Origin of the sequence: Psychrobacillus sp. PGGUH221 (genome assembly GCF_042055255.1) — a bacterium.
Lineage (GTDB): Bacteria > Bacillota > Bacilli > Bacillales_A > Planococcaceae > Psychrobacillus.
Genome location: NZ_JAQMHQ010000011.1, coordinates 73,116 through 98,032, shown reverse-complemented (window position 1 = coordinate 98,032; position 24,917 = coordinate 73,116). Strand labels below are relative to the sequence as shown.

Below are 24,917 nucleotides of genomic sequence, written 5' to 3'. Positions count from 1 at the left end.
TATAATCTATAGTGTTACACGATGTACCTGTTCTTTTAAAATCTGTATATTTCCAAGTACGTTCTGTGAGATTTCTAATGTAGCTTCAATTGCATTAGCTTTTTCGTCAGATAATTGGTAGATAATGTCGTTAAATAGAAGTTCCATCTCATCTAGTATGGCTAAAGCAGAGACATTATATAGTCGTACATTTTCATATTTCCCAGGTTCAAAAATGGCTGTATCGATATATGGTTTAAAATTATTCAGCATTTCAGGAAGATTCGCAATCATTCTACCAAAACCTTTTCGGAGACCTTCCACAGTTACTTCCATCTCCTCAAGAGGTTCTAACGCACTTTGAACAGCTCTTCTAACTCTTTCCTCGTAATTAGTGAACAAACTAATGAGTAAGCTTACAGGGTTTCCATACAAACCGACGTTTAAAGCAGCCTTGACTGCGATAATAATTCCTGACAATGCAGTTTCTATTAAAAATAGCAATGCTTCTAAGCCCAATAGTATTGGAGTTAATATGGATATTCCGATTGCATTCATATGATTATGGGCTAGCTCCACTTGAATCTCTTTTATTTTCATTCCAACTACTACATAGGAAGAAGACTCAATCGTAAAAACTTCTGTATTTTGCACGGAATCTACGCCATCTTCTAAAGTAGAACCTGAATGAATAGAACTTGCCAAATTACGGTCTTTGTTGTGAAAAGAAATTGCTATGTCATGAACCTGAGTCTCGTAAGCATTTAATTGTTTATATACTTTATCCTTATTTTCATTGACGATGTTAGAGTGAGCGTTTAGTTCCCCTACAACCGCATCTACAAAGAGGTCTTTCCCTCCTTCAAATAACTTGGGAATATCATGCTGAACAATGTTCTGTGCGTTTGCCACTAAGTTATCAACATCTACTTTTAACTGATGTAAATATGCTTTTGCAGGAGCGAAGAGGCCTTCAACATCTATATCAATCGAAAAGATAAATTCAATTATTTCTGCTGGCTTTGAGTTTAAAATGCTATTCAGAACTCTACACCTAGCCTCTGCTGAATCTAGAAGTAATATAAGCTCATCTATGCACTCTTTAATAGTCATTCCTGTTTTAGCAATACCATTAAATACCGGATCGCCAGCAAGCTCTTCAAACATATATTGAAAAGTTTCCTGCAGCCTCGTAACTCGTTGATTAAATCGAGCACTTTCATCCGAGACTATGCTTACAGAATTTCCGATATAATCTCTGACATTAGTGATACGGCCTTTTACATGATCCCTGATTCCATCGGAAAGCAACAGCATATTTTCCTTGTTTATTAGAATCTTTTCAGTCTGTCCGCTATACAAAGGAGAACCGGTCCATATACTAGTTACGATATGATCATCAGCTCCTACGTAAATAAATCCATGTCCAGGCTCACCTTTTATGCCTATTTCTATTTTAAAATTTCCTTCTGTATCTGCTTCTACGTAGCCAGTATGATTGGACCCTAGCATTGAGAACATTGGTATTCCATTGTTTATTCCGTATTTATTGCCTGGAATTCGATCTCCCATTCCAATAGACTCTTCTGTACCAGTTAGAAAATCATACTTACTATAGTAATTTGTAATGTTGGTATAATCTTTGGTAGGATCGACCATACCAGATGGAAGTATTGCAGGATTTAACGTCACGGCTTTTACTTGAGGATTTTCGATGGCTACAGCGTTCGTTAAAGCACCAGCAAGTGAATTTCCTGAGACAGAAGAAATGTCCCCATATTTATTGTTCATATGCTGAAAATAAGCTTTTGCATCTTGAATTTGAGCGGGAGGAACGTCGCTTAACAACTTTGTATTAGTCCCAATCCAGTCTTTGTCAAGTTGTTCGCTCCCAACAAATACAACGGATAGCTCTTTCGTTTCAAAATTTTGAATGGTTAATGCATCTAGCCCAGAGGATGTATCGTAAAGTGTATGAATAACATAAAATTCTTTTCCATTAACTTGTAGGATATCATTAACTTCGTATTTTTGGTATGCATGATAGCCTGCTAGCTCCACTAAATCTCTGTCATTCGTATTCGGACGAGTTATATTATTTATAATAGTCATAGGTTATATTCTCCTATTCCTTCATAATTTCATTAATCGTAGTTTCCTCTATACTGTTATCTTTTAAACCATTTCCGTACTTGCTATTAATTAAATTATCGTGTAATAAAAGAGTATAAGCACCCCTTGGCAAACCATTCATACTTTCGATTTCAGATACTATCTGAGAATAGGTAACTTTATCTGGTTCGACATCTTTTTCTTTCATGAATAGATTGATAGTAATTTTTACAGCTTCTGTTTCAAATTTATTTTCATCAAGGAAATTTCTGAGCTCTTCTTTACTTACATTTTGGTTTTCTAAGTACATAGAGTTAAGATGGTCGAAAATGTCAGTAAAAAAACTCATATAGTAATAGGGAGTCGAGTAACCAGAATCCGTTTTTTCTACCGCCTCTTTAGTTTTACCAACAACAGGGTATTCTTTCGTTATTTGGTTCATAAAATTATTTAAGTTGGCTATTTCCTCGTCATAAGCCATTGCAAATAATCCGCCTGATAAGGCATTTTCTATTTGGCCTTCCTGTGACCACACGCTGTCTGTTTTTACTGTTTTATTTTGTACATCTATCGGAACAATAGCAAATGCATGAAAATGTGGTTCTCCCACTGATTCTACGAATACTGAAACACCATCAACCGCACCTACTAAATTATGGACAATTACTTCTGTTTTATATTTTTCACTGAAGAACTTTTTTACTGCTACTTCAATTTCATCGCGATTTGCTTCTGCGATTTTATCTGTTTCCTCGCCATTCCTTAATGCATATTCTTCACCTGAATACTCCTGAACGCTCACTAGGTTTTCTGTCTTTAAAGCAATTCCGTGACCTCCTGTTGCGGCTACTGTTTCTTTTTCAGAGCTTTTTGTATTCTCAGTGTCCATGTTACATCCTCCAATTAAAAAGGTTATGCCTAGTCCGAGTGCTAAGGCTTTTTTGTTACTTCGCATATATACTTACCTCCTAACGTGCAAATCTTTCGTTCCAAATATCCTATTTTTACTAATTGTATAAAAAATTTTAGATAACTGAAAACATAATCCTTATATTTTATTTGAATTTTGAAAAAACAGGTGAAAGGATATGACTTGTAAATAGCTAGTAAGGACTTTTGTTATATAGGTCAGTGGGATAAATATACTTATACTTTTTCTTTCAAAGTGATATTTATAAAATATTAGCCTCTGTTGGGTTAATCAATTATTAACAGGGTACAATAATTGATGAGCTTTAACTATTGTAAGGAGGAATTAGAATGGACGAGAAAATGGGTGGCATTGAAGTTGGAGAAATTCTTACAGTTCTCGATGAAGAAGACCGTGAACAAGAAATTGAAGTGATTGGTATGTTGACTATTGAAGAAAAGGAATATGCGGCAGTTGCATTTGCGGATGATGCCCAAGAAGAAACAGTCGAAGAAGTGGATGTGTTCTTTTTCCAAATTATTGATGGTGAAGAGCTAGCGGAAATAGAGACGGACGCTGAATTTGAGAAAGTATCCGCGGCATTTTTAGAAGCACAAGAAGAAGCAGAAGACTTTGATGAAGAAGATGAATAAACGGTTGTGAAGAGAGGATATACTCCTCTCTTCAGACTCTTGACAAACTCTCGCATGCTTCATTGCTCTTGCGCAAACAAAATTGCTTGCACTTCGTTGTAAGCTCATGAACTTAAGATCTATTCGATTCCGCCTCAGGATTATACGAGAGGATGGTGGCTATAATCCTTCGCGACAACCTGTGTTATCTTGAAACCGATTGTATTTTTTCATCTCATTTATTGTTTCTTCTACTTCCATTAGGTATTGGTCGAATACCGCATTGTTACCTGATTCGCTGAAATTCTGTTTATCAATAGAATTAAGCAACGCAAGGACCCCTTTAAACTTAATGTCATCAAATGAAGGGACCTCAGATTGGCCCTCGATTTCCCCTTTTAGTATGATTTGTCTTTGTTCATTCTCCATGTGAAATATAAACTTCTGTATTTCATTTATTTCCATTAACTATCTCTCCTAAATTTTACTCATTACTTTACATAATATATCCGAAAGTAACGGTATTAACCCCATCAATGGAGGAACACTAGGATTTATAGAAATTAAGGAGGTGACATCCATGAATGCTGAACGAGCTCAAGAAATAGCTTTTTCGAAAAGTATGTCTAATGTAACATTTAATGGAGAAAGGGTTTATATTGAACATGTGGACCGAGATAAGGATTTGGCAACCATTCATTTAACTAATGATCCAAATAAAAAGGAAAGTGTTTCAGTTACGAGCTTAGTTGAACAATAAGAAAATCATTATTGAACTGCACCAAAAAGAAGGTGCAGTTCTTTTCGTGTATATAAAGTAAAACGAAATCGGTACAAATTAGTATTTATTGTATAGTAAGAAAAGCTATGGTAAAATGAAATTCACTTTAAGAAATGGAGGTTTTCCTTTTGACAGCATCTATGAGACTAAGAAACCAAACTTTGAACCGTTAATTGAATATGGTCAAGGGCTCTGCCTAAGTGTGGAGTAAATGGGATTAGTCTGTCTCTTTAGGAAAACTTTATTTTACGTTTAACAAAAAAAGAGAGGGTGAATCTACCCTCTTTTTTTGTTGTCTAAAAATAGTAGTGTATGTAAATATTCGATTTGAGCAAAAAAGACCTTAACCATTTACTTTTCAATGCAGGAAATATATAGAAAAGGTCGTGAATAAGATGAATACGGAATATGAAAATTGGAAAAAGAATATTATTATCTTTTTAAGTAGCCAGACGATATCCCTTTTTGGTTCCTCACTGGTTCAATATGCAATTATGTGGCATATAACACTCACTACACAATCAGGAATGATGATGACACTATTTATATTATGTGGATTCATCCCTACATTTATTTTATCGCCTTTTGCTGGAGTGTGGGCAGATCGATACAATCGGAAGGTACTCATTATCTTATCAGATGGACTGATTGCTATAGCAACTCTAATAATGGCAATTGTCTTCTTAATGGGATATGAGGCTATTTGGCTATTGTTTGCCATGTCAGCTATTAGAGCGGTAGGAACAGGTATTCAAGGTCCAGCAGTAGGGGCTATTTTGCCGCAAATTGTTCCAGAGGATAAGCTGACGAAAGTAAGCGGAACTAACGGAAGTATACAGGCTATTATAATGTTCGTGTCTCCTATGGTGAGTGCGGCATTGCTTACGATGGCTACATTAGAAATCATTTTCTTTATAGATGTGGTAACTGCAGCTATAGCGATTGTAACTTTACTCGTGTTCTTAAAAATTAAGATACATGCAAAGGCATCCGAAGCACAAACGACAAGCTATCTTAGTGATTTTAAAGCAGGTTTAACATATATTAATAAACATGCTTTTTTGAAAAAGTTCTTTTTGTTTTTCGCGTTGTTTTTTGTTTTGATGGCGCCAGCCGCATTTTTAACTCCTTTACAAGTGACTCGAAGCTTTGGTGATGATGTATGGAGATTAACTGCAATCGAAATTGCCTTTTCGGTTGGAATGATGGCAGGCGGAGGTATTATTGCTTCTTGGGGAGGTTTTTCAAACAAGGTGCATACGATGACACTTGCCAGTATTATAATGGGAATTTGTACGATTGCGCTTGGGATTATGCCAATATTTTGGGCATATTTACTCTTCATGGCGATATTCGGGGTCTCAATGCCAGTTTTCAATACACCTACGACTGTACTAATTCAAGAACGAGTTGAGGGTGATTACTTGGGTAGAATATTTGGTGTTTTTGGGATGATTGCTACTTCAATGATGCCAATAGGGATGCTCATATTCGGACCAATGGCAGATATTGTGAGAGTTGAATGGATTCTATTGGGTACGGGAGTGCTAATGTTACTACTTAGCCTATTGTTAGGAAGAGACAAAGTATTATTAAAAGCAGGTGAGCCTGTAGTTGTTCCAGAGTCTTCTGATCTAACTTCATAATTTATAAACACCTTGAGATGGTTAGATCGCCGTTTCAAGGTGTTTTTGCTAGGTTTTTTCCAAAGAGGGAGCTACTCTGAAAAATACTGATATGTATAAGAATAATATTAATGACACGCACCACGGGACTGATAACGCCAAAATTTATCTCTACGTCCCATATTAAGTTTAAACTTCAATTATTGTATACCTTAGAGCGTAATTCTTGACCATTGTATTTTGCTATGTAGGCCGTCGTCTTAGGACATCATTCACTTTAGTAATAAATATTAGTATAATTTCAACTTAGATGTAATGACTATTTAGGTTTAATCTATTATTCTGGAAGTAGAGATATGTATGGCAAATTTCATTATTAGGCTTTAATTAATTTCCCTTTACTATCTGTAAATTTCCCAATAGCAATTATAATAAAATCAATTATTGTCCAAATTCCTAGTCCACCTAGTGTAAGCAACATTAAAATTCCTGTTCCTACTTTACCAGCATAAAACCTATGAACACCTAATGAACCTAAAAAGAAACAAAGTAGTAAAGCTGCTACAAAATTCTTTTCTGAATTCGTGTTTTCTGACATAATATATTCCTCCTTTCACCTGTAATCGAATATTACAGTAACATAGTTTAAAATATATAAATATAAGTAATATTTAACAATTAATTGTACGAGCAAGGCTTAAAGGGACCTCTTTCTTTTCAGATGAGGTCCCTTCCCTTATAACTTAGTTACTTTCTATTCTAATCGCTTGAATGTCTTGGCAGTCTACGATAATTGTTGAATCATTATCAGTAAAGATTGCACAACAAGTATCCCGATCGAAGCTAATAAAATTAACATTATTTAACGTTTGGCCACCTTTTAAGAAAACATCAACCTCTGTGTTAATTCTTAATCGTCTTAATTGGTCACAAACGCAACCTTCGCAGCGATTTCTGTTTCGATCTCTGTTTCGATCTCTGTCACGATCTCTATCACGATCACTTTCATTTTCAGATTCTCTTAATCTTCTACATTCAGAACACATATTCAATCCCTCCCTTCTGGCATTTAAAATCTAGCCTCATTTATAAACTATGATGATCTATAAAAAGAGATTGAACAATTTGTCCTATAATAATAAAATAGTTATCTTTCTGAGTCTTATAAAGATAATATGATGTAGAAGAAAAGCCCTCTACAACCAAAGGGGTAGTTTATTTTTAAAAAAAGATTGTGTTCAAAAAAGGGTTATTTTATATATAATTCCAGTATAAGCATAAAAGAGTATCCAAAAGGAGAAATGAATAATGAGTCTGCATATTACGAAAGAATTTAATAAAAAGGATAAACAATACATTCATGACGAGCTTTATAAGTTTAATTTAAAACATTTTCCAGAAGATTTAGCAGGTAGATACGAAGAAATCAATTTATTTATAAAGGACGAAAACAGCATTGTCCGTGGCGGAATACTTGCTGAATCGTGTTGGAATTGGTTAGAAATTCACACTTTTATGATAGATGAAGATATACGAAAGTCGGGTTTTGGAACTAAATTACTTTTAGAACTTGAGAAGATAGCTTTAGAAAAAGAATGTGACTTTATAAAGGTAGATACTTTGAGTTTTCAAGCATTGGATTTCTACGAAAAGAATGGTTATCAAGTTTACGGGAGCTTAGATAATGTAGGCAGAGACTATAAACATTACTATTTAAAAAAAGACTTAAAGAAATTTTAATGTTATAGACATGATTTATTTTACGTTTTCTTGAATGATTTAAAAGAAGGAAGTGAATATTTATGAAAACATTTAGCATTTGGTCATTTGTTTTTATTGTTATCGGAATATTATGTTACTTAATGAATTGGATGATAGATGGTTACAGTGAACCTTTTATTTTTATAGGATTCATTTTATTGATCATAGGGGCAATAATAGGTTTTACCGCCATAGCTAAAAAGGAAAAAGGTGGTGCTAAATACATTCCACTTGTTACTTTTTTTGTTGTCTTATTTTTAGTCTCTCTGTATGAACCTTTTCAAATTCTTCGTGTGATTACCTGGCTAAAAAATATTACATAACTTATCTAAAGACACTTATTTTGAGGATTAACTTCTTTTTTATTGTTATTCTCTTTAACTAACATAGTTAATTGAAAAGAGGTTTAAAAGTAAATCTTCATCTGCTTAGGAGAGCATTAGTCCAAGAAGGATTACTGCTCTTTTTTGTTGAACTAAAGTGGCAGGAATGTATTTTATCTAGGGAGGGGCTATTGTGAGGAAGTTAGGCTTACAACCGCATTTGATATTAGTTGTATCGATACTTATTATAAGCAGTGCTTTTTTAATGAAGAATATTGAATTGAAAAGGGAGCTAGGTGAGCAATAGCAAAGAGAAATGCTTCAGGCAAGTGGCTATTTAGAGGCTTTATCGAGGATGTCATCTAAAGAGCTACAGGTATTTGGAGAATCTAATCTTTTTCTATATCAGCCTGACTTTTTATCGGATATTTCCTTTACTATTCACCATCAAGAATTAGCTAGTCTATTAAGGGAAAGCAACCATCAATTGTATACGGTAAATTCTCTAAATGAGGAGGAGCTAACAGCATTACATACAGATTTACGGAAGCTAGTCTTTACAGTGAATGACTTAATCGAAGAGGTAGGAGATAAAAGAATGGATTGGTACCAATTTTATCAAAGACCATCTAAAAGTGTGATGGAGCGAATTGATGAACGTCTAGCTTTGGAGTATTAGTAGGAAGGCAAAGAGCTGTTTTGTTATTGGTTTTTACTTTTAATTAAAGACACGGTGACGAAAATGTAACATTAGTACATCAAATTGTTAGATTAATCGATGGTTTATCTGAATTCAGTTTAATATATTTAAAATTAACAGACGTTGTTCTGGAATGAGTGTTTAAAGGGAGGTAAAAATGGGAGAACTAGACATTGTATTAATAACCAAAATGATAATAATTGGCTTAGTTCAAGGCTTTACAGAACCAATACCAGTGTCCTCTAGCGGCCACGTGATGATTGTCAGTGAGATTTTGGGGTTAGGTGAGCAAGGATTTACTTTTGCTATATTAACAAATACGGCGTCACTTTTTTCAATACTTTATATTTATAGACAAGATATCGTCAGGCTTGCAACTAATTCAATTCGTTATTTAATAACGAAAAATCGAAGCTATAAGAGTGACTTTCGGTTTGTTTGCTTTATCGTCATTGGTACTATACCAGCGGGTGTTCTTGGGATTTTTTTAAATGACTATATTGCAGAAAATGTAAGTATGACAACGATCGCGGTGATGCTCTTTATTACAGGGTTTGCCTTGTGGTTAATTCGCAATATTAAAGGTGTAAAAGACGAGCGGGATATTACGATGAAGGATGCGTTCATTGTTGGTTTAGGTCAGGCTGTCGCATTGACTCCAGGAATTAGCCGTTCGGGTGCGACGGTAATTTCAGCAATTGCTATTGGAATGAAACAAGATACAGCACTTCGATTTTCATTTATGTTGTATATTCCTGTAAGCATCGGAGGAGTTATTCTAGGTTTTTCTGATTTTTTGAATGAGCCGAATAAAATAGACTTAGCAATCCCCTATTTAGCTGCATTTATTGCAACTCTATTAATGACCTATTTTGCGATGAAGTGGTTTATGGGAATAATGAAAAATGGTAAGTTGGTTTATTTCACCTATTATTGTTTTATCGTTGGAACATTACTTTTAGTTTTCTTTTAAAGGGCTTTGATAATGTTATAGAGCTAACCAATTCGTTTCTGCATGCCTTTTAGGACATAAGGAATCACTCGGTAAAATGAGAATCGAGCAACATAATACTCAATAAAAATAGTAAGAAAGCGAAAGGCTAACTCAAAAAGGTAGTCATTCCATTTACCTTTGAGTTAGCCTCCTTCATGGTGAACCATTTATTGAGATTGTAAACATTGTACTTAAACTAACGGGTGCTTTAGCAGTAGAACAGCTTTTTTCTTGTTCAACTTTGGGGCAGATTAGTTGAACGAGGTATATTTTTAATGTAATCACTCTTCCTTTTCAACATAGAGAAGGTAAGCTTCTGATAAGAAAATAATGTCACTAATTATTTGTTCTTTTATTTGGAAATTATCACATTTGTAATAATCATCTACCAACCGATAAATTTCATGAACTATCAATTCCATGGGTACCGAACTCCTTCATATAGTTCTAAGATCTTTAATGACACTATAAAATAATAAAGAGGCATACAATATTTGAGTAAAGACGAAAGATTTGCAGTAACAATTATTCTATTAAGATAAAAAAATAGATTTAAGGTAACAGGGGGCAACTGGGAGTAGAGGTTAAATTCTTCTCAGTTTCCCCTTCTATAGTTTATTCAAAATATTAATAGTGTAATAAGCACCTAAAAAAATAAAAAACCAAGATCAGACTTTCCCAACTGATCTTGGTACTGGTTTTACCAGTATAGACAAACTACAAGAAATGATACTATTAAGGGGGTATTCAACCAAAGATTGTCAATGGGAAAGTAACCTAGGGTTGTCTTATATAATATTCAACAAATAGATATGTTGTTAATGTTAACACCCAATATAAGTCTACATTTCGAAATTATTTAAATTAAAAAAGAAGGTGCTTGCTCAACTAATGGGCAGTTTAGTGAGTTTTTATGTCCCATTTGACAACAACTATTAAAGAAATAAGTAATGGGGAAAAAATAAAGGTCATGATGGAATTTCTATTAGAGACAAGCGAGTTATTAAAGATGAATGACGTCAAGTTATTGAAATTGCTTCCAATTTAAAATTAGAGTTTAAAATTACATGTATAAACCACTAGCTCCCCTTGTTCTCTCACAAACATGCTGGACATACCGGCTTTGCTGTGAAAGTTTGTTATAGGATAATTGTGATGGAATGGATAGATAAAATATTTAGGCAGAAAAAACTACAATAAAAAGGAAGTGTTAAACGATGGATTTTCAAATGGTTATGCAGGAACTTGAAGCCCTCGGCAAAGAACGGACCAAAAAAATCTACATATCCAATGGTGCGGAAGAGCCTCTTTTTGGCGTGGCTACAGGTGCTATGAAGCCAATCTCTAAGAAAATAAAAATAAATCAACCTTTAGCTGAACAGCTATACTCTACAGGGAACTACGACGCAATGTACTTTGCAGGCATAATCGCAGACCCAAAAGCAATGACTGAAGCGGATTTTGAGCGCTGGATCGATGGAGCGTATTTTTATATGCTATCCGATTATGTAGTTGCAGTAACATTAGCAGAAGCGGATATTGCACAAGACGTTGCTGATAAATGGATTATAAGTGGGGAAGAATTGAAAATGTCTGCGGGATGGAGTTGCTACTGTTGGCTTTTGGGTAATCGAATGGACGTTGAATTTTCGGAAAGCAAGATAGCCAATATGCTTGAAATTGTGGAAAAAACGATTCATGATTCTCCAGAACGAACTAAATCCGCTATGAATAATTTTATATACACAGTGGGGATTTCATATTTGCCGCTACATGAAAAGGCGGTCGAGACTGCAAAAGCAGTAGGTCCAGTAGAAGTAAAACGGGACAAGAAAAAAAGCAGTTTCCTACTAGCTTCCGAAAATATTCAAAAGGAAGTTGATAAAGGGAGGATAGGTTTCAAACGAAAATATGTAAGATGTTAAACAATCGCCTTATTTCGAGAACAATCTTTTAACATCAGCGGGTTGATTGATAAAGGTATAAAAAGAATGCGATATTTTTTCATCCTACTTAAAAACTGCAAGCATTAAAAACTAAGCATTATATTTTTATTAAGAATGACATCAATAAAGGCATTTTTTCATACTATATATTTGAGGTGAAAAAATGCCAAGAGTAAATTACAAAAGTTCAGACGTGGACTTAATGGCAAGGATGATGAGAGCAGAAGCCGAAGGTGAAGGAAAACAAGGAATGTTATATGTTGGAAATGTAATTGTTAATCGTGCTAAAGCAGATTGTTCAGACTTTAAAGATGTAAGAACAATTGAAGATGTCATATTTCAAATTCAAGGAGGAAATTATTCTTTTGAAGCTGTTCAAAAAGGTAATTTATTTTATCAAAGAGCGAGATCTGCTGAAAAAAGATTAGCAAAACAGGCTTTGGATTATTGGAGAGATCACCCAGGGAAATATGCACTTTGGTATTTTAATCCATATGCTCCATGTCCTCCAACATGGTATGATCAACCTTTAGCTGGGCAATATAAAAATCATTGTTATTATGAACCAGCACCTGGAACATGTGAAAGTGTTTATATTGGTGGTTAGGTTCTAGGAGCTATTATTAATTCTGGAGTGTTATTGCGATTTTTCCTGTTTAGTTGTGCTTTAGTTCGATGTAGATCCAGTAGGTAATGTAATAGTTGTCGGTATAAAAAAATTTCAAAGCACATCCTATTTTTTTAAATATTGTTTCGAATTATTTATATTTCGCAAAAAAAGGGAACTCCTGATGTTAGCAGGTGTTCCCTTTTTTATATATCGAACATTTAGATCATATATAGTTTAAATTTAAAATTAAGAGCAAATGCCATACAAAATTTTGCCCAAATCCACTTCATTGTATTGAGCCTTTCACTTTCAGCTATTGTATTTTAACCAGCGAGTAGTGATGCTCCTTTTCCTCTTGACCCGATTTTCCTTATAGATTTAGCTAACGTAGCATGTAGTTAAAAATTAAGAGGGTCATAAATCCTGTTTTTCGAAAATTGGATAGGGATATACACATGGCATAAGATGGTCTTTTTAACTGTATACAATTTATTCAAAAATTTGTAAAGGAAATGCCCCTCTTCTTATCGAATTAGTTATTATTAATCTGGATGTAGAGGGGGTATTCGTTTTCTAGCATTTATAAAGAGTTAAAAGGTTTTTCGAAAAAGCCTACTGATCTTAGAAAAATTTTGAAGGGGAGATATAAAAAATGACAAATTATACGCCCAAGAAAAAATATTATATTCCAACCAATATCGAGGACAAACTTTCAAAGGATTTCCTGCAGGGGATAACACGTAATTTTGAAATGTTAGATGAAATAGAAGGTGGAACGGCTAAGACTATAAAGGCTGACACAACTGGACAGACTAGAATACAGGATTTTATACAGGCAGCTTTTAATCATGCAAATGATGGTGATACATTAATTTTGCCACCAGGACGTTACTGGCTAGAGAAGAATACAAAGCTAGATGATTTTCCGAACAATGACCAACCTTGTTTGCTCCTGAGAGGGAAGAAGCGAGTTCATTTGATAGGTTATGGAGCTGTTTTGTTCACTCGAACTCATGCTCAGGGAATCTTAGAGCTTCAGCTTTGTGAGGATTGCATTATTGAAGGTATCAAATTTGAAGGGTATGGTGAGTTCCCAGAAATAGATCCCGTAACTGGTTATGGGGAAAAAGGTACCACTGCAGGGGGCTATCCAACATCTGGATTTTGGAATTACCGAAAAAACAATAGCTTCGATACGAGTGCGCGTGCTAGAAATGATGGTAAGCCATTTGGATTATTTGGCGGAGGATTTATAGGAAATGTAGGAAGCGGAGTTTTAGTGCATCGCGCCTGTAAAAATATTATCTTCAGAGCCTGTGAGAGCAGCGGATTTAACTACTCAGGATTTGCAGTAGGGCATTTAGGGGACTATTTACCAACCGATTTACAATACGAAAATAATGCAGACATTACTTTTATAGAATGTAATGCTCATGATAATTACTCTAGCAATTATGTATTTTCGGCAGTAGAAAGACCGAGAGTAATTAATAGCATAAGCGATCGGGCTGGGCATCCACATGCCTCCAAATATCATACTTATGTAGACCCTGGCTACGGGATCAATTCACTGGGAACGTTATTTCCAAAAGCCAATGACCTTTTAATTACCGGGTGCACGCTTAGAGGTAACAAACGTAAAGCTATAGATGGCCACGCAGGGGGTGGTTTAATAGCAACAGATAATTTTATATCTGACTCCATGGTTGGAGGGGTCTTTTATAAATGGACCAATGTAGAGCAATATACAAAAGATTGTATTGTAGCTAACAATAAAATCCTTAATTGTGGATATGCTAAAAATCCGTTGGGAGCAATATACATTGGAGGAGTTCAAAGGCAAACCAAGGTCAATCAAGAGACGAATGCAATAGTGACTAATAATCATGTTAAAAATTGCTTTGGTACAGACGGTGTTATTTTTATCGGTTCATTTGATCGATTGATTGTCGACGGGAATATTATTCACGGCGTTCCAGATGAGCTGGACATTGCTAACACGATTTTTGTGCCATATGTGATCTATGCTGGATATTCCATTCCTACTCAACCGAACTTTAGTGGAAATGTGTCCAATAATATAATAGATGTAGACCATCCAAGAATAGCAGGAGGAATATTAGTCCGTAATTTACAAGATGGAACCGTTCAAGGCAACACGATTAAAACCCCGAACTCTTTAACTTTATACGGTTTGAGATTATGGAATTGTATGGATGTTGGAGCTGTTGGAAATACGATTAAAATGGGAAGCGAAGGAGTACCACTCCATTCAGAAACAACTGGGGCAGTAGCACATAACACATTAGTAGGTGGTAATGCAGTATTCCAGCCTCTTCAGGGTCAACCCATTGTATTCAGCCTAGTAGCAAATAACGGAAATGGAAGCATTCAATTTAAGAGTGGGCAATCCTATGTTTCTTTAATTGAAAGTAATCCAAAAGGGTTAGAGGTCAAGCTTCAAAATGTCTCTCCTGGTATTCATCCAATGGTAAAAGTAACTCAAACAGGGGAAAATGGACTAATAGCAGATGGTCAAACAATAGATTATTTATACAGTCACCAAGTAGCATATGCAAGTGTCATTATAGGTATAAAACTAACAAAAGAATCGGAACATGTTCCCTTTGCGAATATGACTCACGGTGGTTTAGAAATAGAAATTATTATTTAAACACTTGGCAGCTTTAGCATGTTTAAAAACCTTTGAAACAATTGGTCTTTAACAAGCGAATAGCTGCCTATTCTATTTTCTGTTGAGATTACCACAAAGTTGCATTTGCAATGAAATATTTAATTCTAAGAGAATGTGGGTTGTTATTTAGTACTTAGAAAATTAAGCGATTTTTATCTTGTTGATGAAAGTATTTCTGGAGACTTCAAGAGGGAGTTCTTATCAACTAACGGGGCAGTTTAGTTGAACAAAAAGGAGTTTAGATAAGTAAATCGAATTAGTATATTTAAAGGGAGATATTAAATTGGAGGGAATAGAAAATGGATGTAAAGACACTTTTGTTACAACAATGGGCAAGCTGCTTAGATGAAGAAGACTGGTTTCCACCACTTGAAAAAGTGCTAGAGGATATTACTTTTGAACAGGCAATTTGGAAACCAGCTGATGGGACAATGAATTCTATTTGGGAACTAGTTTGTCATTTACTTTTCTATGAAAAGAGATTTCTGATGCGATTTCTTGGTGAAACAGCGAATGAACCACAGGCAGAAAATAATAAATCTACATTTCGATTACCAACTGAGACGTTAGAAAATTGGAATGAAACAAAACTAGAATACTTTTATGTTCATCGTGAACTTGGAAAAATACTAGCAAAATCAGAACATGAAGATTTGTATAGACAGATCCCAGGAGAAGATAATTCATTAGTGCTTGAACTGAAGAGTTTAGCAATGCACGACGCATATCATATTGGGCAAATTGTATTCCTTAGTAAAATGCAAGGAGCTTGGCCAGGGGAACGCAGCTTTTAAAAAAGCTTCCTTAGCTTTATAGTTATTCCATTATAGGGGGCTTTAATGGAATAAGATTGGGAACGTCCAAATCGGACGTTCCCATATTATACCTGAAAAATAACAATACTACTTAACAAAGCCTTTGATTATGAACACGTAATGGGCATCTGAAGAAAATTCATTTCAAATAGATGTTGCTGGAATTACTTGGGCATTTATTATGGTTAGTTTGATAATAGGAATCTTTAAATTTTTATACTCTGGAAATGTAATTTCTTCTTAAATTAATGAAGGCTTTAGTTAAAGAACGTGGGTTACTTAGGTAACACTTTTTTCTTATTGAACTAACGCAGCAGGTTAGTTAAATAAGGATTTTTAAACTAATATGTACAGATAAGGGGCATATACAATAATTATTCACTTATTGTATAATGTTTTTAGTTAAAAACTTATAGCTTTTGGTAAGGAGTAGTGGATTTTCATGGGAAATAATACGGATGAAAAATTGTATCGTCAAATCGTGGAAACGACCACGGAGGCAATTATTATTCAACAAGATGGGAAATTTAAGTATATAAACCCTTCAGGAGTAGACTTTTTACGTGCCGCTTCCAGTGAGGAAGTTATAGGTAAATCTGTATTCGATATCATACCCGAGGAGTATAGAGAGCTGATATTAAGTCACACAAAATCGATCCTTGATGAAAATAAACCAACTGGAACTATCGAAAAACAATTAAGACGGTTTGATGGTTCACTAGTTGATGTAGAAACAAACTGTACTCCTGTTTTGTATGAGGATAAAAAAGCGATTCAATCTGTCGTTAGAGATATAACAAAGCGTAAAGAAATCGAAAGATCACTCGAAAAAGTGTCCAAAGAAATTAACACACTATCAGCTCCAGTCGTCCCTATATTGGAAGGGATCGCTGTGTTACCACTAGTAGGTTCTATCAATTCTGAAAGAGCGAATTATATTTTAGAACATGTTCCTTTAAAAGTACAGGAACAGAGTGTCCATACTTTGATTAGCGATTTTTCAGGCATCTATGAACTTGATGCAATGGTAATCCAATGTCTGTTTGAAACTAGTGCCGTACTTGGTTTGCTTGGTGTTCGTTCTATTGTAACGGGAATAAGACCCGAAATTGCCCAAAGTGTTGTTCAGCTCGGAGCCGATTTATCCCTAATACAAATATTTGGAACTTTACAGCAGGCAGTACGTGATTTGGTGTTAAAGGATAGCTTCGTAAATGTTTGAATAGGATATCAACTATATTCCGTGATATATTGTTATCCATCTTCATTACAGGTTCGTTCTCTGGAGTCAGAGCCGTCATGAGACGGCTTTTTCTTATTGTGCTAATGGGGCAGTTTAGTTGAAGAACGAACTAACTGATTCAATACAAAGGGGGGGTATTCATTGCATCCAACTGAACTAATTGAATTGTTCATAGTCGGTGGGATTTTACTTGTTATTCTATTAGTTTCTCTTATTTTGAAAGGAAAATGGAGAAAAGTTATTCAGGGATTGGCTATTTTATTTTTGGTGTCTTTTGGTATTTTTTATTTTGTACGTCCATATTGGATTGATATGCAAATTGAAAAAAAAGTAGGTTATATACAGATACATTTGGAAGAACAGTACCCTGGGGAAACGTGGGAATATAGGACAGTGCCTCATCGTGAGGACGGCTATAAACACCTGAATCCATATTATATAGGCGTAATATTTGATACTGAACCACTAGTGGAATATAAATATTTCGCTCGTAATAAAAGTGATATTATCCAATCGGGGTGGTATACATCTGATTTACATGACCTAAAACATTTAGAAGGTTTAGGAGAGTAATTACTGTTTATTATGAGGTTTCATCTTCTCTTATTGATTTGATTATTAATCTTCATTATGTTCTTCAACTAACGGGTGCTTTAGTTGAATATCATGAGTTGCTTAGGCAACTCTCTTTTCTTATTGAACTAACTCAGCAGGTTAGTTGAAGAGTGCTGTATAACTTGTTTTCAATGTAGTGTAGTGCTATAATTTTAAATCTCCTAATTGAATACAAATAAAAATCGCTACTTTCATTATAAAAGTAGCGGTTTTTGGCGTTTTAGTAGACTTGGGGATTGGTGAAAAATAGGGGACCTTATTGAAGTAAAGTGCCCTTTATATTTATTCCATTACAAAGGGGTTTCCTCCAATGTTTTTTCTTATTTCATCAGTAATTTCAAACTTTTCATTGGTGATTGCATCTGAGTTAGTATTATTTTCATCACTAATTTGTATACTACCATCATAATGAATAGGCTTATTTTCCATCTTTTCACCTCCACACTTGTATTGACTATTTATTGTTAAATCCTGCTAAATATTTGATTTTACAATATTTTTATTTTTAGTATAAGAAAAATAAAAAATGACTCTATTGAGTATAATTTAGAAAGTATGAGCTAAGTCCTTTGCACGAGCAATTCCATTTTCTTTGATTTCTTGTGCTTTATCAGGTATTGCATTATGTCCTTCAATAAATAAACCTTCAAAAGAAGGAACGCCAAAGAAACTCATGATCACACTTAAGAAGCGATGACCCATTTCTAAACCTGCAGCTGGACCTTCAGAATAAACACCTCCACGTGCTTGAATATGAAGTGCTTTTTTATTGGTTAATAGACCAACTGGACCTTGTTCGGTATACCGAAATGTTTTACCCACAACAGCAATAGAGTCAATATATGCTTTCATTACTGGAGGGAATGAAAAATTCCATAAAGGAGTTACAAATACATATTTATCTCCTGAAATAAACTGTTCACTTAGTTCATTAAGACGTCCCACTTTTGCTTTTTCTTCTGCTGAAAGCTCTTCAAATCCTTTACCAGATCGAAGTTTTCCCCATCCACTGAAAACATCCTTATCAAGATGTGGGATACTCTCTTTATATAAATCAATGCGAACGATTTCATCAGTCGGATTTACTATTTTGTACGTCTCAATAAACGCTTTTCCTGCTGCCATACTGAATGATTGTGTTTCATCATTCGGATGAGCTGTAATATACAATAATTTTGACATGATTTTTCCACCTTTAATTCAAATTTTTCTATCTTTTTTAATGTGTAGCTACTATTCAAAATCTATTCATAAATAAAATTAAAAGGGGAGGCAACAGGTTATGAAATGAAAACAAACAAAGTGAGAAAAGTATTAAATATGAAGGAAAAATAGACTGAGCTTATTAAGCTAACTGATGCTTTAGTTGAATAAGAAATTAAGATAAACGTAGGGGAAAAAGCTCAGTTCACAATGGACTGCGCTATTTAATTGCATACAAAAAGCACCGCTAACTGCGGTGCGATAAGTTATATATTTTTCTTTAATGATGTGGCTTTATAATCGGTTTTACTTAAAATTGAAAGTAAATAATGCCTGTCCATTTAAAAAAGTTCATAAGAAAAACCTAACAACATGAATCTGTGGAAGGGCTATTTTTACGATCTTCAACAATAGGGCGCAATTCTAGAGAGCAATTGCGCCCTTTCTTCATGTATCGGGTCATTTTGTTGAGGAATGTCTATTAAGTGCTGAGCAGCCTACTGCAAATAGATCTTGACTGCGCTTGAATTGTGGAGACGAGGATAATACAAATTAAGGTGGAACCGTTCGAAACATTTTGGGCCGCTAGACAAACTCTAGGTATTCCAGGTTTTTTTTAAGAAAGATAGGTTTTTTTGGCGATATCTATAAAATTTTTCGTTGCAATTGATAAATAACTATTATTGTTATAAATAATCCCAATTTCCCAAGGTATTTTAGGGGATTTAATTTTGATTTCTTTTATATTATTATTCTCAATTTTTGAAGTTAAGATTCTAGGTACTACAGCTATTCCAAAATTAACCTCGATAAGTTCTAAAATCAAATCCCATTGGGAACTATATAAAATTATATTTGGTTCAAAAGCACTTTCTTTACACATAGTTAGAAATTTTTGATGAATCATAAAATCTTTATCAAAGGAAATAAATCGTTCCTTTCTTAAATCTACAAAATCAATTTCGTCATATACAGCTAGTGAGTGATTTTTGTTCACACAAATAACAAATGAATCTCGATAAATAATATGAGATTTAAACGATTGATGTTTGGTTGGAAGTACCACAAACCCTACATCAATTTCTCCTTTCTGTAAATCTTCCTCAACTTTCAATCCTCCTCCTTCATGTATAATATTTTCAATATATGGATAGGTCGCTATGAATGAAGTAATGATTTTAGGAAATAAAAATGACCCAATGATCGGCGGTAGTCCGATATGAATTTCAGAGATATAGTTCATATTTTTTTCTGAAATATGTTGTTCAAGAGAATTCAGTGTTTTTAATAAGTCGAGTAAATACGTATAGAATATTTCTCCTTCGACAGTTAAAGAAAGCCCTCTTTTTCGATTAAAAAGTTGAACATTATATTGCTGTTCAATACGCTTAATCATTTTACTAATCGTTGGCTGATTGATATATAACTCATTTGCTATTTGTGTAATATTTTTAGATTCCATTACTTTTTTTAAAATTTTCAATTCTTCGATTGTAATATTCTTCAAATATTTTCTCCCCTCACCATTCCCTGCAGGAATAGTATTATAAAAAAAATGCTATATACATAATAGTCTAAATTTTCTAAACTGTAAATGAAAGGGGTGCTATTATGAGAAAAACAAATGCAGTTTTATTAGGAACATTTTTTATTCTTTATGCCGCAACATTTTTACCGAACGTTGGTATTATTAATGATTTAGCATTCTGGGGTATCTTTCCTGAACCTTTAGCATTTACACTTATTATCAATGCAATTAATACGGTTATCATATTTGTAATCTATGCTAAAGTGTTTAAACCATTTGCTATTCGAATGGAAAAAATATTAGCAGAGGAAGGAGAAATAAAATGAGTCAAGCGGTTATTACTATATTTGTTTTAGCTATTTTTTTAGTGATCTTACTTATTATTAGTAACTATGCTTCAAAATCGAATGTTGCTACTCCAAATGATTTCTATTTAGCTGGTAGGGGTTTAGGGACCATTGTAATGACTATGACTACTGGGGCGAGTTATTTTAGTACATGGACATTATTAGGATCGATTGGTCAACATTACCGGGAAGGTGTATGGTTTGTTGCTTTTGCAGCATGGGCTGTATTACATGCACTTTTCATATGGATTTTTGGGGCAAGGATTTGGTATTTTGGTCAGAAACATAAGTTTATTACTCCTGGTGACATGATGGAGAAATATTATAAGAGTCCGGGGTTAAAACTTCTGTTTGCCATTGTCGGTATTATTGGGTTAGTACCTTATATGTTAATTCAAATTACGGGTGGTGCCCAATCTTTAAATAGTTTAACAGCAGAAACTATTCCATATTGGGTTGGCGTATTAATAATGGGATTATTTGTAGGAATTATTGTTTTCTTAAGTGGTGGTCGTGGTGCGGCCTGGGGCGATACATTCATGGGTTTCTTCTTTGGATTTGTACTTTTATTTGTTACACTTACGTTTTTATTCAAAGCAGGTGGTTTTAATGCCTTTAAAAATATCGCCGAGATAGCACCTGAGATTATGACTAATAAAGGAAATTTTTGGCCTATATTAGAAACGGCATTAGGATTAGCGTTTGGATTTTGGATTATGCCCCATATGTGGCAAAAGTTTTATTCTGCTAAATCACCACTGATTTTGGCAAAGACGTCAATTATTACACCATTTTGGAACTCGTGGCTAATGGCTTTAGGTGCATTGTTTATTGGAATTTTGGCACATTCTCCAGGAGTGGTTCCAGGTTTAACTGCTGAAAATAGCGATCGTATTATTCCTCTTTTCTTTTCAGGTTATCCTGCAATTTTTGGGGCAATCATTGTAGCAGCCATTATTGCAGCTGGTATTTCTACCATTAATAGTGCTTTATTATCATCAGCTAGTTTACTTGTAAATGACATTTATATTCGTTTTTTTGCAAAAAATCTATCGAATGAAGAAGCAACGAAAGTAGCTAAAATAACGATATTAATTATGACTCTCATTACAATGATTTTTGCATTTTTACCTGTTGCTCAAGGATTCTTAATTCCAATAGCAGGTTTAGGTTATGGGATTGTATTACAGTTAGTACCCGCAGCGTTTGGTGCCCTAATGTGGCGGGGAGGTACAAAAGCAGGCGCGATTGCTTCCATCATTATTGGTGAAGCAACGTTAGTAATTATAAAAGTATTTTCAATTTCTCTTCCAGTTGGGGCAGCTACAGCAGGGTTTATACTAGGGTTCCTCACGTTTATTATAGGAAGCTTGTTGACAAAGGATGCACATCAGGCTGAAAAAGATGCAGTCCATGATGAATTAATTAAAGTGTTATATGGAAAAGAAGTGCAAACTGAACAATTTAAATTATCCGAGTCAGAATTAATAAAAAGGTAGGGATTATACATGGAAAAGAAGCAAAGTTGTAAAGTAGCGGTAGTGCAAGCTAGTTCGAAGTTATTTGATACAGAAGCTACAGTAAATAAAACTATTGAACTTATTGAAGAAACCAGTAAAGAACAGGTAGATTTAATTTTGTTCCCTGAAGCTTTAATTGGAGGGTATCCACGTGGCCTACATTTTGACACATATGTTGGCATAAGAACAGATAGTGGAAGAAGTGATTTTTATCGGTACGCAAGTAGTGCTGTTGAAATTCCAGGGAAAGAAACAGATCTAATCTCTGAGGCTGTAAAGAAAGCGGGAGCTTATGTAGTATTAGGTGTTATAGAAAAGGAACAGCATTTCCATGGTGCAAGCTTATATTGTACTGCCATCATTTTTGGACCAGATGGAAAAATACTAGCCAAGCATAGGAAACTAAAGCCAACAGGATCTGAACGATTAATTTGGGCCGAAGGAGACGGTAGTACACTACCGGTAATTGAAACACCATTTGGTCGTATCGGAGTATTAATTTGTTGGGAAAATTATATGCCTCTTGCTCGTGCTGCCATGTATGGGAAAGGTGTTGATTTATATCTAGCTCCAACTGCGGATGCACGGGATGGTTGGTTTGCCTCCATGCAACATATTGCTCTGGAGGGTCGTTGTTTTGTATTATCATGCAATCAATATGTTACAAAAGATGATTATCCAGAGGATGTTATAAATCGTCAAATCTTTTCAGAATTAGAGGATGAACTATGTAGAGGTGGTAGTTGTATCGTGAGTCCACTCGGTAGTTTTATAGAAAAACCTTTCATTGGAGAAGAGAAAATTATTATTTCAGAACTTGATCTAACACAAATTACAAAGAGCCGCTTTGATTTTGATGTAGTGGGACATTATGCAAGAAATGATGTTTTTAGTTTAACGGTTAATGAAAAGAAGCAACAAGCAGTGGTTTATCTACAAGATGAATCTGAGGAGAAAACTTTAAATATGAATGTAATTAAAGAGGTAGTGAAGAACAACAGCTAATTTATTTTCAGCTTATGGGCGGCATGATGTAATAACAAGTTGAACGTTCATTAATTGCATCATTCATATTAAATAAAAAAGCATCTCTAATTGAACTGCCCCGTAAATGTTAGACACTAAACTAACATTTGCGGGGTGTTTTTTATGGCTAGATTTACAGCAGAAGAAAAAATCAATATAGTATTGCGTTATTTAGGAGGCAATGAAAGTTATCATGAAATAGGAAGGGACTTAAAAGTCAGTAAAGTTGTGATGCGAGGATGGGTAAGACTTTATGAACATCAAGGGGCAGAGGCATTCTGTCAGCCCTATACAACTTATACGCAACAGTTTAAACTAGATGTACTGAGTTATATGAACGAAATGGGTACATCCTCTCTTGAAACGGCCGCAATTTTTAATATTTCGTCACCTGGTCTGATTAGAAAGTGGCGAAGAGCGTTTGAAATTGGTGGACTCGATGCCCTACTACCAAAGAAAAAGGGGCGCCCATCCATGAAAAAGGAAACCAAATCGAATGACAAAAAAACATCTCCAGTTGAAGAATCTATGGAAGCTCTACGAGCTGAAAATGAACGTTTGCGTATGGAGAATGCCTACTTAAAAAAGTTGAACGCTTTAGTTCAGGAAAAGGAAAAATTACAAACAAAATCAAAGCGCAAGTAATTTTTGAACTAAAGGCTGAATTTGATGTCGTGGAATTAGTTAAAGTTGCAGACATTCCACGTAGTACTTATTATTACTGGGAAAAACGGTTACAGCGTGAAGATAAATACGCGAAGGAAAAACAAGCGATCGAAGCCATTTATCATGAACATAAAGGACGTTATGGCTATCGTCGTATCGCCAAAGAATTAAAGAAAAGAAATATTTTTCATGATCCAAAGACGATCAACCGATTAATGAACGAAATGGGTTTAAAATGCGTAGTGAGGATGAAGAAGTATCGTTCTTACCGTGGAAAAGCTGGCAAAATCGCACCGAATTTACTAAACCGTGATTTCCATGCAGGAAAAATGAATCAAAAATAGGTAACGGACGTAACCGAATTCCATTTATTCGGTGAGAAACGATATCTATCCCCTATACTTGATTTATGTAACGGCGAAATCATTGCTTACAAGGTAATGAGCCGCCCAGTTTATCAACTTGTGGGTGATATGTTAGCCGAGGCGATCGGGAGTTTAAATCCAGGAAGTACAGTCATTTTACACTCTGATCAAGGCTGGCATTATCAAATGAAGAAGTATCAGAAGACATTAGAGAAACACAATATAAAGCAAAGTATGTCCCGTAAGGGTAATTGTTTAGATAACGCAGTTATTGAGAACTTCTTTGGCTTATTAAAGTCCGAGCTTCTTTATCTACAAGAGTTTGAGAGTATGGAACATTTTGAACGTGAACTACATGAATATATCGAGTATTACAACCATAAACGAATGAAGGCAAAATTAAAAGACCTAAGTCCAGTAGAATACCGAACTCAGGTCTTAGAAGCTACTTAAACTATTTGTCTAACTTTATTGGGTCAATTCAAATCGAGGTGCTTTTTTTGCCCAAAGTAACTTACACA

At 34.6% G+C, this 24,917-nt stretch carries 25 protein-coding genes and 1 pseudogene; 17 read left to right on the top strand and 9 right to left on the bottom strand.

Annotated features, from left to right (window positions below; all coding sequences use genetic code 11):
- Window positions 1–6: 6 nt before the first annotated feature.
- Both PGC35_RS18455 and PGC35_RS18450 read right to left on the bottom strand, forming a co-directional pair.
- Complete coding sequence (locus tag PGC35_RS18455; protein WP_375220171.1) at window positions 7–2,091, bottom strand: SA1320 family protein; 2,085 nt, start codon at window positions 2,089–2,091, stop codon at window positions 7–9.
- 13 nt (window positions 2,092–2,104) lie between these two features.
- Window positions 2,105–2,980: a DUF1672 family protein gene (locus tag PGC35_RS18450; RefSeq protein ID WP_375220170.1), complete on the bottom strand. Its 876-nt coding sequence runs from the start codon at window positions 2,978–2,980 to the stop codon at window positions 2,105–2,107.
- Window positions 2,981–3,351: 371 nt separating this feature from the next.
- Here PGC35_RS18450 and PGC35_RS18445 point away from each other — a divergent pair, with 371 nt between their 5' ends.
- On the top strand, window positions 3,352–3,654 hold the full coding sequence (locus tag PGC35_RS18445; protein ID WP_331457270.1) for a DUF1292 domain-containing protein: 303 nt from the start codon (window positions 3,352–3,354) through the stop codon (window positions 3,652–3,654).
- A gap of 159 nt (window positions 3,655–3,813) precedes the next feature.
- Here the strand turns inward: PGC35_RS18445 and PGC35_RS18440 are convergent, their stop codons facing one another.
- A complete protein-coding gene (locus PGC35_RS18440) occupies window positions 3,814–4,098 on the bottom strand; it encodes a hypothetical protein (RefSeq protein ID WP_275784043.1) in 285 nt (94 codons plus the stop codon).
- Between the two features lie 115 nt (window positions 4,099–4,213).
- Here PGC35_RS18440 and PGC35_RS18435 point away from each other — a divergent pair, with 115 nt between their 5' ends.
- A complete protein-coding gene (locus PGC35_RS18435) occupies window positions 4,214–4,393 on the top strand; it encodes an H-type small acid-soluble spore protein (protein ID WP_375220169.1) in 180 nt (59 codons plus the stop codon).
- A gap of 416 nt (window positions 4,394–4,809) precedes the next feature.
- Window positions 4,810–6,060, top strand: a complete 1,251-nt coding sequence (locus PGC35_RS18430) for an MFS transporter (RefSeq protein WP_375220168.1) — start codon at window positions 4,810–4,812, stop codon at window positions 6,058–6,060.
- Window positions 6,061–6,415: 355 nt separating this feature from the next.
- Here PGC35_RS18430 and PGC35_RS18425 read toward each other — a convergent pair whose 3' ends face one another.
- Window positions 6,416–6,637 (bottom strand): TM2 domain-containing protein, encoded by a 222-nt coding sequence (locus PGC35_RS18425; RefSeq protein WP_053591798.1) that lies wholly within the window; start codon window positions 6,635–6,637, stop codon window positions 6,416–6,418.
- A gap of 145 nt (window positions 6,638–6,782) precedes the next feature.
- Window positions 6,783–7,085 (bottom strand): DUF3915 family protein, encoded by a 303-nt coding sequence (locus tag PGC35_RS18420; RefSeq protein ID WP_375220167.1) that lies wholly within the window; start codon window positions 7,083–7,085, stop codon window positions 6,783–6,785.
- 262 nt (window positions 7,086–7,347) lie between these two features.
- On the opposite strand from PGC35_RS18420, the gene PGC35_RS18415 reads away from it, so the two are divergent.
- The 4 genes from PGC35_RS18415 to PGC35_RS18400 all read left to right on the top strand — a co-directional run bounded on the left by PGC35_RS18415 (window position 7,348) and on the right by PGC35_RS18400 (window position 9,796).
- Window positions 7,348–7,779 carry a GNAT family N-acetyltransferase gene (locus tag PGC35_RS18415; RefSeq protein WP_375220166.1) on the top strand — a complete coding sequence of 144 codons (432 nt, stop codon included), beginning with the start codon at window positions 7,348–7,350 and terminating at the stop codon, window positions 7,777–7,779.
- A 62-nt stretch (window positions 7,780–7,841) separates the two neighbouring features.
- Window positions 7,842–8,123 carry a hypothetical protein gene (locus PGC35_RS18410; protein WP_375220165.1) on the top strand — a complete coding sequence of 94 codons (282 nt, stop codon included), beginning with the start codon at window positions 7,842–7,844 and terminating at the stop codon, window positions 8,121–8,123.
- A gap of 316 nt (window positions 8,124–8,439) precedes the next feature.
- Entirely contained in the window at window positions 8,440–8,802 is a 363-nt protein-coding gene (locus PGC35_RS18405) for a hypothetical protein (protein ID WP_375220164.1), read from the top strand.
- Window positions 8,803–8,980: 178 nt separating this feature from the next.
- Window positions 8,981–9,796, top strand: coding sequence for an undecaprenyl-diphosphate phosphatase (locus tag PGC35_RS18400; protein ID WP_275784058.1), 816 nt, complete (start codon window positions 8,981–8,983; stop codon window positions 9,794–9,796).
- Window positions 9,797–10,098: 302 nt separating this feature from the next.
- Here the strand turns inward: PGC35_RS18400 and PGC35_RS18395 are convergent, their stop codons facing one another.
- Window positions 10,099–10,239 (bottom strand): hypothetical protein, encoded by a 141-nt coding sequence (locus PGC35_RS18395; protein WP_172794352.1) that lies wholly within the window; start codon window positions 10,237–10,239, stop codon window positions 10,099–10,101.
- A 795-nt stretch (window positions 10,240–11,034) separates the two neighbouring features.
- On the opposite strand from PGC35_RS18395, the gene PGC35_RS18390 reads away from it, so the two are divergent.
- From PGC35_RS18390 to PGC35_RS18365, 6 genes are all read left to right on the top strand, one after another.
- Window positions 11,035–11,742 carry a DNA alkylation repair protein gene (locus PGC35_RS18390; protein ID WP_375220163.1) on the top strand — a complete coding sequence of 236 codons (708 nt, stop codon included), beginning with the start codon at window positions 11,035–11,037 and terminating at the stop codon, window positions 11,740–11,742.
- Window positions 11,743–11,926: 184 nt separating this feature from the next.
- Window positions 11,927–12,370 (top strand): cell wall hydrolase, encoded by a 444-nt coding sequence (locus PGC35_RS18385; RefSeq protein ID WP_375220162.1) that lies wholly within the window; start codon window positions 11,927–11,929, stop codon window positions 12,368–12,370.
- A gap of 655 nt (window positions 12,371–13,025) precedes the next feature.
- Window positions 13,026–15,047, top strand: coding sequence for a right-handed parallel beta-helix repeat-containing protein (locus PGC35_RS18380; RefSeq protein WP_375220161.1), 2,022 nt, complete (start codon window positions 13,026–13,028; stop codon window positions 15,045–15,047).
- A 320-nt stretch (window positions 15,048–15,367) separates the two neighbouring features.
- The gene (locus PGC35_RS18375) at window positions 15,368–15,862 is read left to right on the top strand and encodes a DinB family protein (protein WP_375220160.1); all 495 of its coding nucleotides are present in this window, start codon (window positions 15,368–15,370) and stop codon (window positions 15,860–15,862) included.
- A 463-nt stretch (window positions 15,863–16,325) separates the two neighbouring features.
- Entirely contained in the window at window positions 16,326–17,105 is a 780-nt protein-coding gene (locus PGC35_RS18370) for a PAS domain S-box protein (protein WP_375220159.1), read from the top strand.
- A 162-nt stretch (window positions 17,106–17,267) separates the two neighbouring features.
- Window positions 17,268–17,699 carry a hypothetical protein gene (locus tag PGC35_RS18365; protein WP_375220158.1) on the top strand — a complete coding sequence of 144 codons (432 nt, stop codon included), beginning with the start codon at window positions 17,268–17,270 and terminating at the stop codon, window positions 17,697–17,699.
- Between the two features lie 324 nt (window positions 17,700–18,023).
- On the opposite strand, the gene PGC35_RS18360 is transcribed toward PGC35_RS18365, so the two are convergent.
- From PGC35_RS18360 to PGC35_RS18350, 3 genes are all read right to left on the bottom strand, one after another.
- Complete coding sequence (locus PGC35_RS18360; RefSeq protein WP_375220157.1) at window positions 18,024–18,170, bottom strand: hypothetical protein; 147 nt, start codon at window positions 18,168–18,170, stop codon at window positions 18,024–18,026.
- A 117-nt stretch (window positions 18,171–18,287) separates the two neighbouring features.
- Window positions 18,288–18,923, bottom strand: a complete 636-nt coding sequence (locus PGC35_RS18355) for an FMN-dependent NADH-azoreductase (RefSeq protein ID WP_375220156.1) — start codon at window positions 18,921–18,923, stop codon at window positions 18,288–18,290.
- 637 nt (window positions 18,924–19,560) lie between these two features.
- The gene (locus tag PGC35_RS18350) at window positions 19,561–20,451 is read right to left on the bottom strand and encodes a LysR family transcriptional regulator (protein ID WP_375220155.1); all 891 of its coding nucleotides are present in this window, start codon (window positions 20,449–20,451) and stop codon (window positions 19,561–19,563) included.
- 104 nt (window positions 20,452–20,555) lie between these two features.
- Between PGC35_RS18350 and PGC35_RS18345 the strand changes: the two genes are divergently transcribed.
- The 4 genes and pseudogenes from PGC35_RS18345 to PGC35_RS18330 all read left to right on the top strand — a co-directional run bounded on the left by PGC35_RS18345 (window position 20,556) and on the right by PGC35_RS18330 (window position 24,849).
- Window positions 20,556–20,798 carry a hypothetical protein gene (locus tag PGC35_RS18345; RefSeq protein ID WP_375220154.1) on the top strand — a complete coding sequence of 81 codons (243 nt, stop codon included), beginning with the start codon at window positions 20,556–20,558 and terminating at the stop codon, window positions 20,796–20,798.
- Window positions 20,795–22,318 carry a sodium:solute symporter family protein gene (locus PGC35_RS18340; RefSeq protein ID WP_375220153.1) on the top strand — a complete coding sequence of 508 codons (1,524 nt, stop codon included), beginning with the start codon at window positions 20,795–20,797 and terminating at the stop codon, window positions 22,316–22,318. Before PGC35_RS18345 ends, PGC35_RS18340 begins: the two co-directional genes overlap by 4 nt.
- Before the next feature lie 9 nt (window positions 22,319–22,327).
- Window positions 22,328–23,344, top strand: a complete 1,017-nt coding sequence (locus PGC35_RS18335) for a carbon-nitrogen hydrolase family protein (RefSeq protein ID WP_375220152.1) — start codon at window positions 22,328–22,330, stop codon at window positions 23,342–23,344.
- A 144-nt stretch (window positions 23,345–23,488) separates the two neighbouring features.
- A pseudogene (locus tag PGC35_RS18330) lies at window positions 23,489–24,849 on the top strand (IS3 family transposase).
- Window positions 24,850–24,917 lie beyond the last annotated feature (68 nt).